Origin of the sequence: Bradyrhizobium sp. PRIMUS42, assembly GCF_023006515.1 — a bacterium.
Taxonomy (GTDB): Bacteria; Pseudomonadota; Alphaproteobacteria; order Rhizobiales; family Xanthobacteraceae; genus Bradyrhizobium.
This window is the reverse complement of record NZ_JALBGZ010000161.1, coordinates 1-10,371: the sequence shown is the minus strand read 5'-3', so window position 1 is coordinate 10,371 and position 10,371 is coordinate 1. Positions and strand designations below refer to the sequence as shown.

The 10,371-nt window shown below is 64.7% G+C and carries 13 protein-coding genes; 3 read left to right on the top strand and 10 right to left on the bottom strand.

The window, feature by feature from the left end; genetic code table 11:
• On the bottom strand, positions 1–401 hold a 401-nt coding region (locus MOV75_RS14815), incomplete at its 3' end, for an isopentenyl transferase family protein (protein ID WP_309486945.1).
• 11 nt (positions 402–412) lie between these two features.
• Here MOV75_RS14815 and serB point away from each other — a divergent pair.
• The 3 genes from serB to MOV75_RS14800 all read left to right on the top strand — a co-directional run bounded on the left by serB (position 413) and on the right by MOV75_RS14800 (position 1,783).
• Positions 413–1,318, top strand: coding sequence for a phosphoserine phosphatase SerB (gene serB, locus MOV75_RS14810; RefSeq protein WP_246921803.1), 906 nt, complete (start codon positions 413–415; stop codon positions 1,316–1,318).
• The gene (locus tag MOV75_RS14805; RefSeq protein WP_246921800.1) at positions 1,319–1,429 is read left to right on the top strand and encodes a DUF4160 domain-containing protein; all 111 of its coding nucleotides are present in this window, start codon (positions 1,319–1,321) and stop codon (positions 1,427–1,429) included.
• A gap of 105 nt (positions 1,430–1,534) precedes the next feature.
• Positions 1,535–1,783, top strand: coding sequence for a DUF2442 domain-containing protein (locus MOV75_RS14800; RefSeq protein ID WP_246921798.1), 249 nt, complete (start codon positions 1,535–1,537; stop codon positions 1,781–1,783).
• 129 nt (positions 1,784–1,912) lie between these two features.
• Here the strand turns inward: MOV75_RS14800 and MOV75_RS14795 are convergent, their stop codons facing one another.
• The 9 genes from MOV75_RS14795 to MOV75_RS14755 all read right to left on the bottom strand — a co-directional run.
• Complete coding sequence (locus tag MOV75_RS14795; RefSeq protein ID WP_246921796.1) at positions 1,913–3,406, bottom strand: Do family serine endopeptidase; 1,494 nt, start codon at positions 3,404–3,406, stop codon at positions 1,913–1,915.
• Positions 3,407–3,549: 143 nt separating this feature from the next.
• A complete protein-coding gene (locus tag MOV75_RS14790) occupies positions 3,550–3,756 on the bottom strand; it encodes a DUF2065 domain-containing protein (protein ID WP_246921794.1) in 207 nt (68 codons plus the stop codon).
• Between the two features lie 69 nt (positions 3,757–3,825).
• A complete protein-coding gene (gene hflC / locus MOV75_RS14785; protein ID WP_246921792.1) occupies positions 3,826–4,722 on the bottom strand; it encodes a protease modulator HflC in 897 nt (298 codons plus the stop codon).
• Positions 4,719–5,855 carry an FtsH protease activity modulator HflK gene (gene hflK, locus MOV75_RS14780; RefSeq protein ID WP_246921790.1) on the bottom strand — a complete coding sequence of 379 codons (1,137 nt, stop codon included), beginning with the start codon at positions 5,853–5,855 and terminating at the stop codon, positions 4,719–4,721. The genes hflC and hflK overlap by 4 nt, the downstream gene beginning before the upstream one ends.
• A gap of 153 nt (positions 5,856–6,008) precedes the next feature.
• A complete protein-coding gene (locus tag MOV75_RS14775) occupies positions 6,009–6,521 on the bottom strand; it encodes a dihydrofolate reductase (protein WP_246921788.1) in 513 nt (170 codons plus the stop codon).
• Complete coding sequence (locus MOV75_RS14770) at positions 6,521–7,006, bottom strand: GNAT family N-acetyltransferase (RefSeq protein ID WP_246921786.1); 486 nt, start codon at positions 7,004–7,006, stop codon at positions 6,521–6,523. Before MOV75_RS14770 ends, MOV75_RS14775 begins: the two co-directional genes overlap by 1 nt.
• A 101-nt stretch (positions 7,007–7,107) precedes the next feature.
• Positions 7,108–7,902, bottom strand: coding sequence for a thymidylate synthase (locus tag MOV75_RS14765; RefSeq protein ID WP_246921783.1), 795 nt, complete (start codon positions 7,900–7,902; stop codon positions 7,108–7,110).
• A gap of 173 nt (positions 7,903–8,075) precedes the next feature.
• Positions 8,076–9,056: a tripartite tricarboxylate transporter substrate binding protein BugD gene (locus tag MOV75_RS14760; RefSeq protein WP_246921781.1), complete on the bottom strand. Its 981-nt coding sequence runs from the start codon at positions 9,054–9,056 to the stop codon at positions 8,076–8,078.
• A 118-nt stretch (positions 9,057–9,174) separates the two neighbouring features.
• Positions 9,175–10,371 (bottom strand): tripartite tricarboxylate transporter permease (locus MOV75_RS14755; protein ID WP_247006074.1); only part of this gene is annotated, 1,197 nt, incomplete at its 5' end.

The following is a 10,371-nucleotide window of genomic DNA, read 5'->3' as shown; positions in this document are numbered from 1 at the left end:
GCCTCGCGCACCTCGGGAGGAATCGGCGGCACCACGGAAAGGCCCGCCGTCAGCGCCTTGAAATAGAGCCCGGTGCCGCCGATGAAGATCGGCAGGCGGGCTTCCGCCTTCGCCTCGCCGAGCGCCTTTGCCGCGTCAGCCACCCAGGCGCCCGCCGAGAAATTCACGGCCGCATCGACATGGCCGTAGAGACGGTGCGGAGCGCGGGCCTCCTCGCCCTGTGTCGGCCGTGCCGTGATGATGCGGAGGTCACGATAGACCTGCATGGAATCGGCATTGATGACGATACCGCCGGTGGCGAGCGCAAGCTCCAGCGCCAGCGCCGACTTGCCGCTGGCGGTCGGGCCTGCGATAAGCACGGCCTCGCCAATAGCCCTTCTGCTGACCTGCTCCTCGCTCACGAAAACCTCAAATGTCCCTCGTCGCCACGCTGATCTGCAACCCTGACAATCCTGCGCTCGACTCGACCATCGTCGACGGCGCCCGCGCCGTGCTGCCGCGGGCAGCTCCCGCGCACTGGCTGTTCGACGGGGTCGCGGTCGACATCCCCTTCGGCGCCGACAGTAACCTCGAAGGCGACCGTCACGCCATCGAGCAGCGGCTCCGCGAGCTGCGCGGCGACCTGCCCATCGACATCGTCGTGCAGCCTGTCGGCGTTCGGCGCAAGAAGCTTTTTCTTGCCGACATGGATTCCACCATGATCGGCCAGGAATGCATCGACGAGCTCGCCGATCTCGTCGGGGTGAAGGGGCATGTGGCCGCCATTACCGAACGCGCCATGCGCGGCGAGATCGAGTTCGAGCCGGCGCTGCGCGAGCGCGTCGCGCTGCTGAAGGACCTGCCCGCCAGCGCGGTCGACGACGTGCTGGCCAAGCGCATCACGCTGACCCCGGGCGGCAGCACACTGGTCGCGACCATGCGCGCCCATGGTGCCTATACCTGCCTCGTCTCCGGCGGCTTCACGCTGTTCACGACCGCGGTCGCCGCCAAGATCGGCTTTCAGGAGAACCGCGCCAACGAGCTCGTCGTGCGCGACGGCAAATTCACCGGCGAAGTAAAGGAGCCGATCCTGGGCCGCGCGGCCAAGCTCGCGACGCTGGTGGATTTGATGGAATCGTTCGATCTCGACGACATCGACTCGGTCGTGGTCGGCGACGGCGCCAATGATCTTGCCATGATCCAGGCGGCGGGGCTCGGCGTCGCCTATCACGCCAAGCCGGCGGTCGCCGCTGCGGCAGCTGCGCGGATCGATCACGGCGATCTCACCGCGCTGCTGTATGCGCAGGGATATCGGCGCGAGGAGTTCGTGGAGGGGTAGATGCCGACCGTCCTGCGTTGGGGACCTTATCGCGCATTCTTCTACTCAAATGAAGGCAATGAGCCACCGCATATCCACGTGCGTGCGGGCAATTGCGAAGCGAAATTCTGACTGCATGACCTGGATGTGGCCGTCAACGCCGGATTTCAGCACACGAAATCGGCGCTATAGTTAGGCATCTGAGGTCGAACCGCGATCTTCTCGAAGGCAAGTGGCATGAACACTTTGGAAATTGAGGTCGGCGTCATCCGACCGGTCGCTGTCGCCTTCTCTGCTGATGAGCTGGTGGTGACACTGGCCGACGGCCGGAAGATCGCGACGCCGCTGGCTTGGTATCCACGTCTCAGAGACGCCAGCGTTGCCGCGCGCAATCAGTTCGAATTAATGCCGATGGGCATTCACTGGCCTGAGCTCGACGAGGATCTCGGCATCGCCGGTATGCTGAAGGGGCGGCCGGCCGCATAGCCTTGCGGCACACTCCGCAGCCGTAGGGTGGGCAAAGGCGCACTTGCGCCGTGCCCACCATTCTCTTTGCAGCGATAGAAAGGCGTGGGCACGCTTCGCTTTGCTCACCCTACGGGACCGTGCGTTGCCCTACTGCACGCTCAGCGCCACGAACCGCAGCTCGCCGTCGGCATTCGAGACCAGCAGCAGCACCGACTTCTTGCCATCCTTCTTGAGCTGGTCGACCCGCTTCTGGATGTCGGCGCCGCTGGAAACGGCCTCCTGTGCGACCTCGACGATGACGTCGCCGGCGGAGAGCCGCTTCTCGGCGGCGTCGGAATTGGCGTCGACATTGGTGACCACCACGCCCTTGACGCTCTCCTTGATCTTGTAGCGCGTGCGCAGATCCTTGCTCAGCGCTGCCAGATCAAGGCCGAGCGCCTTCTGCGTCACCGGCTTCTCGGGCGCCGGCTCGTCGGTCTTCACCGCGGCCTGCACCTTCTCGGGATCCTGGAGGCGGCCGAGCGTGACCTTCTTGGTTTCTTCCTGGCCCTTGCGGATGATGACGACGTCGACCTCCTTGCCGACCGCCGTGTCGGCGACGACGCGGGACAGGTCCTTCGGGTCCTTGACGTCCTTGCCGTCGAACTTGACGACGACGTCGCCCGGCTCGATGCCGGCCGGCTTGGCCGGCCCCTTGTCGTCGACGCCGGCAACCAGCGCACCGCGCGGCGGCTTGATGTTGAGGCTTTCGGCGATCTCGTCGGTGACGCTCTGGATGCGCACGCCGAGCCAGCCGCGGCGCAGCTCGCCGAACTGACGGAGCTGGTCGACGACGCCCACCACCGTCTTCGACGGCACGGCGAAGCCGATGCCGATCGAGCCACCGGAGGGCGAGATGATCAGCGTGTTGACCCCGATGACGTCGCCGTCGAGGTTGAACAGCGGACCGCCGGAATTGCCGCGATTGATGGAGGCGTCGGTCTGGATGTAGCTGTCGTAGGGCCCTGAGGAGATGTCGCGGTTCTTGGCCGAAACGATGCCGGCCGTCACCGTGCCTCCCAGGCTGAACGGGTTGCCGATCGCGACCACCCAGTCGCCGAGGCGCAGCTTGTCGCTATCACCGAACTTCACCGCGACCAGCGGCTTCGTCGGCTTGATCTTGAGCACGGCGAGATCGGTCTTCTTGTCGACCCCGACCAGCTCGGCCTTGATCTTGGTGCCATCGTTGAGGATGACGTGGATCTCGTCGGCGTCTGCAATGACGTGGTTGTTGGTGACGACGACGCCTGCGGTGTCGATGATGAAGCCGCTTCCGAGCGAATTGGTCTTGCGCGGCGCCGGACTATTTTCACCGCCCTTGCTGCCGCCAGGGCCCTTCCGGTTCTTGAAGAAGTCGTCGAAGAACTCCTCGAAGGGCGAGCCGGGCGGCAGTTGCGGCATGGTATTGCTGCCCCCGCCCTTGGCTTCGACGGTCTGCGAGGTCGAGATGTTGACGACCGCGTCGATCACCTTCTCTGCAACGTCGGCGATGCCATCCGGTCCACGCGCATGGGCCGGCGTGCCGAACACACTGAATGCACTGACGGCGAGCGCGGCCAGCCCTAAACGCAAGCGGGTCGGGGCAACGGTGGCAGCGGGCATTGGTATCTCCAGGAAAGGGGGTTCGGCGTCCAGACTGCGCTCGAACGGGGGGACGGCGCAAGCACGGAGCTTAACGGGCCTCAAGACCCCGACAATACGGCGAAAACCGGTCTTTCGCCTTCACTTTGGCGTTGGCGCGAGGACTAAACGGGGCGCCGCATAACCCAGATCAGGATCAGGCCCGCGATGGCCGAACCGATCCCGACCACCCGCAGGATGTTGTCGGGCGTGGCGATGGCGCTCTTCATGGCCTTGCGCATCCAGTTCGGACTGGCCGCGAACATCAGGCCTTCCAGCACGAACAAGATGCCCAGGCCGATGAGGAAGTCGGCGAACGCAATGGACCTCATCGGATTGGAACCTCCCGTGTGCTGTTCTTGTCTGGACGAAGGGCGGCAGACCCGCCGCCCTTGTCTAGCTTACGGTTTCGCCGGCGTCTCGGTTGCCGACTTGCCGGACGGGTTGCCGAAATACCGGAAGAAATCCGAGTCCGGCTGCAGCAGGAAGCGGGTATCGCTCGACTTCAGCCCGTTCTCATAGGCCGTCATCGACCGGTAGAACGCGAAGAAGTCGGCGTCCTGGCCGTAGGCTTCCGCGAACAGGCGGTTGCGTTCGGCGTCGCCCCCACCGCGGGTCTGCTCCGCCTGCGAGTTGGCTTCCGCGATGATCACGGTCGCCTCGCGGTCAGCCCTGGAGCGGATCTCCTGGGCCTTCTGGCCGCCCTGCGCGCGGAACTCGGCGGCTTCGCGCTCGCGCTCGGTCTTCATGCGCTGATAGACCGCCTGGCTGTTCTGCTCCGGCAGGTCGGCGCGCCGGATCCGGACGTCGACGACCTGGATGCCGTAGCCGTCGGCCTCACGATCGAGGTGCTCGCGGATGCGCTGCATCAGCTTCTCACGATCGTCGCGCACCACGTTGATGAAGGTGACCTCGCCGAGCACGCGGCGCAACGCCGCGTTCAGGAGCGTGGTGAGCTGGATGTTCGCAGCCTGGATCGAGCCGACGCTCTGATAGAAGCGCAGTGCGTCCTTGATGCGATAGCGCGCGAAGGCATCGACCACGAGCCGCTTCTGGTCGGACGCGATCGCTTCCTGCGACGGGTTCTCGAGGTCGAGAATCCGCTTGTCGATGTTGATCACCGAATTCCACGGCGCCTTGAAGTGCAGGCCGGGCGCGGTGACGACGTCGACGGGCCGGCCGAACTGCAGCACGATGGTCTGCTCGGTCTGCTGCACCGTGAACAGCGACATGTAGCCGACGACCACGACGAGCAGGAGGGCGAGCAGCGTGACGATACCTGTGACCGGAGACCTCATCGGTTGCCTCCGCCCGACTGCGGACCGGTGGTAGGTGGCCGCTTGGTGGTCAATTCGTTCAGCGGCAGATAGGGCACGATACCCTGGCCCGAGCGGCCGCCGTCATAGATGAGCTTGTCCGCGCCACCGAGCACGCGCTCCATTGTCTCCAGATAGATCCGTTCACGCGTCACACCGGGCGCCTTCTTGTATTCCTCGTAAACCTTCAGGAAGCGCGCGCTCTGGCCCTTGGCCTCGGCGACGGCCTGCTCCTTGTAGCCTTCGGCATCCTGCTGGATCTTCGCCGCGCGTCCGCGCGCCTGCGGCACGACCTGGTTGGCGTAGGTCTGCGCTTCGTTCTGCAGCTGCTCGAGATTGGCGCGCGCAGCCTGGACGTCGCGGAAGGCGTCGATCACCTGGGCCGGCGGATCGACCTTCTGCATCTGGACCTGGCTGATCTGAATGCCGGCGCCGTAGCTGTCCAGGGTCTTCTGGATCAGCTCCTGCACGCCCTGCTCGGTCACGTTGCGCGCACCGGTCAGGATCGGCTGGATCTGCGAGCGGCCGATCACCTCGCGCATCGCGCTCTCGGCAACCGCCTTCACGGTGCCCTCGGGATTCTGGATGTTGAAGAGGAAGTCGCCGACACCATCCGGCTTGATACGCCAGAGCACGGTGAAGTCGACGTCGACGATGTTCTCGTCGCCGGTCAGCATCAGGCTCTCTTCCGGGACGTCACGAATGGAGCGGCCGCGCCGTGCCGGATCGTCGATCAGCGTCATGCCGATGGAGATGGTGGAGACGCGCAGCGCCTTGGGCAGCAGCACTGTCTCGATCGGATAGGGCAGATGATAGTTCAGGCCGGGCTGTACGGTGCGAACATGCTTGCCGAAGCGCAGCACCACGCCGAGCTCTTCGGACTGCACGCGGAAGAAGCCCGACAGCAGCCAGAACGCGACGATCAGCAGCACGATCAGCGTGATGCCGATGCCGGAGAAATAGCCGCCCGGCATGATCTGCTGGAGGCGGTCCTGGCCGCGCCGCAGAAGGTCTTCCAGATCCGGCGGCCTCGGCCCGACTGGTTGCGGGCCAGAGCCCCATGGTCCCTTTGGACCCGAGCCCCATGGGCCACCGCCCTGATTCTTCCACGGCATTCGACGCTCTCCTCGGCAGGGTGGAATTGCCCCCGCCCGCTTTGTCCGGTCCGGCTTTATAGGGGACAGGCAGGTCCCTTACAACGTAACCTCAACCGCCTTTCGAGCTAAGCTCGGGGACAGAAAAGTCAATGTTAACATTGGCGAATGCGGTTAATGGCGGGGCCGCCGACGATATGTCACATAGGAGAAATCGGCGCTGTCGGCGCCTCCGGCAGGATGGCGGACACGCGCGACCTCGTCCCACTCCGCCGTGTCGATGTCGAAATGCGTATCGCCTTCGGGCCGCGCGTGGACTTCGGTGATTTCGAGGCGATCGGCGCGATCGAGCCATTGCCGAAAGATCTCGGCACCGCCGATCACCGCGATCTCGGTGGCCGAACGCCGCAGGGCATCGCCCCGCGCAACCGCGTCCGCATCCGCCGCCGATGTCGTGACGATGGCACCTGCGGCGCGATAGTCCGCATCGCGCGTGATCACGATATTGGTGCGGCCCGGCAGGGGACGGCGGGGCAGCGATTCGAAGGTCTTGCGGCCCATGATCACGGGCTTGCCGATCGTGAGCGCCTTGAAGCGCGCCATGTCGGATTTCAGGCGCCACGGGATCGCGTTGCCCGCGCCAATGATGCCGTTCTCGGCGATCGCGACGACGAAGACGATCTCCATCAGGGTGCACTCCCGGCAAGCTGCGTCAGCGCTGGCCCGGTGACGCGGCACAGCGTCCAGTCGTCCATCATGACGGCGCCGAGCGATTTGTAGAACGCGATCGACGGTGCGTTCCAGTCGAGCACCGCCCATTGCAGCCGCGCCCAGCCATTATCGACGCACTCCTTCGCGAGATAGACCAGCAACGCCTTGCCGAGACCCCTGCCCCGATGCGACGGCCGCACGTAGAGGTCCTCGAGATAGATGCCGTGGCGGCCGCTGAAGGTGGAGAAATTTGTAAACCAGACCGCGAAGCCGACGGCGTCACCGTTCCACTCGGCGATCGCGCAATAGAGTTGCGGCCTGTCGCCGAACAGCGCGTCAGCGATGTCAGCCTCGGTCGCCTCCACCTCGTGCGAAAGCTTTTCGTACTCGGCAAGCTCGCGGATGAAGGAAAGAACGAGCCCTGCTTCGCCGGGCTGCGCGCGACGGATGTTAAGCGACATCTAAAGCGCGATGGTTTTGAATTGAACGGTCATCGCGCTTTCACTCTTTGTTTGCGCATGATCTTTTCGGAAAACCGCGGCACACTTTTCCGGATCATGCGCTAGACCGCAACTTCCGCCTTGATGTGCGGATGCGGGTCGTAGCCGACGAGCTCGAAATCCTCGAAGCGGAAGGAGAAGATGTCCTTCACGTCAGGATTGATCCGCATCACCGGCAGCGCACGCGGCGCACGGGTGAGCTGGAGCTTTGCCTGCTCCAGATGGTTGGAATAGAGATGGGTGTCGCCGAACGAATGCACGAAGTCGCCGGGCTTCAGGCCGGTGACCTGCGCCACCATCATCGTCAGCAGTGCGTAGGAGGCGATGTTGAAGGGCACGCCGAGAAAGACGTCGGCCGAGCGCTGATAGAGCTGGCAGGACAGCTTGCCGCCTGCGACGTAGAACTGGAACAGGCAATGGCACGGCGGCAGCGCCATCTTGTCGACCTCGGCCGGATTCCAGGCCGAGACGATCAGTCGGCGCGAGTCCGGATTGCGCTTGATCATGTCGATCACGTTCGCAATCTGGTCGATGCTGCGGCCGTCAGGCGCCGGCCAGGAGCGCCATTGATGGCCGTAGACCGGGCCGAGATCGCCATTGGCATCCGCCCATTCGTCCCAGATGGTGACGCCGTTGTCGCGCAGATATTTGATGTTGGTGTCGCCCTTCAGGAACCACAACAGCTCGTGCACGATCGCCTTCAGCGGCAGCCGCTTTGTGGTCAGCATCGGAAAGCCGGCGGACAGATTGAAGCGCATCTGATGGCCGAACACCGAGAGCGTGCCGGTGCCGGTCCGATCGGTCTTCTCGGCGCCGTCTGAAAGAATCCGCTCGAGCAGGTCCTGATACTGGTGCATGTGCGACTGAGCCTTTGGGGAGGCGGCGAACTTAGCGGCCACCCCCGCGCTGCAACAGCGGCGATTCGCTGTGCGCACCGATTATACCCGGAAAAAGTGAGCGCTCCCGGCGCAAACGACAAGGGGGCGGAACTTCCGTCCCGCCCCCTTGCTTATCGGCTTGATAGCATTGCCTAAGTTGCCGGCTTGAGCACCGGGGTCCACTTCGCGATCTCGTTCTTGACGAGGCTCGCCAGCGCCTCCGGCGTCCGCTCGGCAGGGCCCGGGATGACACTTCCGAGCTCGAGCAGGCGCTTGCGCACGGTCTCGTCGTCGAGCGCCTTGCTGGCCGCAGCGTTCAGGCTGGCCACGATCGCAGGCGAAGTTCCCTTGGGCGCGAACATCGCATTCCAGGCCTGGGCCTGGAATTTCGGCAGGCCGGCTTCCGCCGTTGTCGGCACGTTCGGCAGCGACGGATTGCGCTCGGGCGTTGCGATCGCATAGGCCTTGATGGTGCCCGCGTTGATCTGCGGCACGGCGTTGACGATCTGATCGCACATGTAGTCGACCTGCCCGGCCACCAGCGCGTTCATCGCGGGTCCCGTGCCGTTGAAGGGCACGCCGACCGGCTTGATGTCGAGGATCGAGTGCAAGAGCTCGCAGGAGACATGCGAGACCGAGCCGACGCCGGCATGGGCGGCGTTCACCTTCTCGGCGTTGGCCTTCACATAGGCCACGAACTCCTTCAGGTCCTTCGGCGGAAAGTCCTTGCGCGCCAGGATCAGGATCGGCGTGCCCGCGAGCAGCGCGATCGGCTCGAAGTCCTTCTCGGGATGATAGGCGAGCTTCGGATAGAGCGGCACGGAGGCGGCATGCGTGCCCATATGCCCGGTGATCAGCGTATAGCCGTCATTGGCCGCGCGCGCGGCGCGCGTTGTGGCGGTGGTGCCGCCGGCGCCGACCACGTTCTCGATGATGATGCTCTGCCCCAGCGTCTGCGCCATGTGCGAGGTGACGATGCGCGCGACGACGTCGGTCGGGCCGCCGGCCGCGAACGGCACGACCATGGTGATGCTGCGCGTCGGATAGGTCTGCGCCTCAGCCGGTGCGATGAAGGTGCACAGCGATGTGAGCGCTGCGGCACATGCGCCCGTGAGCGCGCGAATGAAGGTCATGTCGATCCCCTTGGCACAAAGAAAAATGCCAGCCCAAAGGCCGACATTTTCATTTCACGAACCTGTCACACAAGTCGATTCGACTTCCGAATGCGGCGCGCCGACGCAGGACGCGCCCTCAGTTCTCGGATTCGGTGAACACCTCGTCGCGCTTGGCGCGCAACGCCGGTAGCACCGTAAGGACAAGGAGGCTCGCCGCAACCGCAAGCAGCACCGCCGACAGCGGACGTGTCAGGAATACGCTCCAGTCGCCGCGCGAGATCAGCAGCGCGCGGCGCAGATTCTCTTCCATCAGCGGTCCCAGCACCATGCCGAGCAGCAGCGGCGCCGGCTCGAAATCGTGCTTGATCAACCAGTAGCCGACGAGGCCGAACACGCCGGCGAGGATCACGTCGACCGGTGCGTTGTTCACCGAGTAGATGCCGATCGCGCAGAAGATCACGATCGAGGGGAACATCAGCCGGTAGGGCACGCGGAGCAGACGGACCCAGATGCCGACGAGCGGCAGGTTGATGATGATGAGCATCAGATTGCCGATCCACATCGAGGCGATCATGCCCCAGACGAGGTCGGGTTGCTTCTGCATCACCTGCGGGCCCGGCACGATGCCGTGGATGGTCATCGCGCCCACCATCAGCGCCATCACCGCGTTCGGCGGGATGCCGAGCGTCAGCAGCGGGATGAAGGAGGTCTGCGCCGCAGCGTTGTTGGCGCTTTCCGGCCCCGCCACGCCCTCGATCGCGCCGCGACCGAACCGCGATGGGTTCTTGGCGAGCTTCTTCTCGAGCGTATAGGCGCCGAAAGACGCAATCGTCGCACCGCCGCCGGGCAGGATGCCGAGGATCGAGCCGAGCACGGTGCCGCGCAGGATCGCGGGCGCCGAGTCGATCAGATCCTTCCTGGTCGGCATCAGGCCGGTGATCTTCTGCTGCACGAGATCGCGGCTCATCTCGGCGCCGGCGTCGAGATTGCGGATGATCTCGGCAAAGCCGAACACGCCCATCGCCACCGTCGCAAAGCCGAGACCGTCGGCGAGCTCCGGAATGTTGAAGGCCATGCGGGAGGCGCCGGTCTCGATGTCCGAGCCGACCATCGACAGCAACAGGCCGAACACGATCATCGCGATCGCCTTGAGCACGGAGCCCTTGGCCAGCACCACCGCGAAGATCAGGCCGAGCACCATCAGCGAGAAATATTCGGCCGGGCCGAACGCCAGCGCGAGTTTTGTGAGCGGTGCGCCGAGGACGGCAATCAAGACGGTCGCGACGCAGCCGGCGAAGAACGAGCCGATCGCGGCGATCGCCAGCGCCGGGCC

Excerpts from the sequence above, each read along its gene's own strand:
- MOV75_RS14790 (WP_246921794.1), bottom strand. The coding sequence starts at position 3,756 with ATGAGGTCCATTGCGTTCGCCGACTTCCTCATCGGCCTGGGCATCTTG.
- hflK (WP_246921790.1), bottom strand. The coding sequence starts at position 5,855 with ATGCCGTGGAAGAATCAGGGCGGTGGCCCATGGGGCTCGGGTCCAAAG.
- MOV75_RS14805 (WP_246921800.1), top strand. The coding sequence starts at position 1,319 with ATGCCGACCGTCCTGCGTTGGGGACCTTATCGCGCATTCTTCTACTCA.
- MOV75_RS14770 (WP_246921786.1), bottom strand. The coding sequence starts at position 7,006 with ATGTCGCTTAACATCCGTCGCGCGCAGCCCGGCGAAGCAGGGCTCGTT.
- serB (WP_246921803.1), top strand. The coding sequence starts at position 413 with ATGTCCCTCGTCGCCACGCTGATCTGCAACCCTGACAATCCTGCGCTC.
- MOV75_RS14760 (WP_246921781.1), bottom strand. The coding sequence starts at position 9,056 with ATGACCTTCATTCGCGCGCTCACGGGCGCATGTGCCGCAGCGCTCACA.
- MOV75_RS14795 (WP_246921796.1), bottom strand. The coding sequence starts at position 3,406 with ATGCCCGCTGCCACCGTTGCCCCGACCCGCTTGCGTTTAGGGCTGGCC.
- MOV75_RS14765 (WP_246921783.1), bottom strand. The coding sequence starts at position 7,902 with ATGCACCAGTATCAGGACCTGCTCGAGCGGATTCTTTCAGACGGCGCC.
- hflC (WP_246921792.1), bottom strand. The coding sequence starts at position 4,722 with ATGAGGTCTCCGGTCACAGGTATCGTCACGCTGCTCGCCCTCCTGCTC.
- MOV75_RS14775 (WP_246921788.1), bottom strand. The coding sequence starts at position 6,521 with ATGGAGATCGTCTTCGTCGTCGCGATCGCCGAGAACGGCATCATTGGC.
- MOV75_RS14800 (WP_246921798.1), top strand. The coding sequence starts at position 1,535 with ATGAACACTTTGGAAATTGAGGTCGGCGTCATCCGACCGGTCGCTGTC.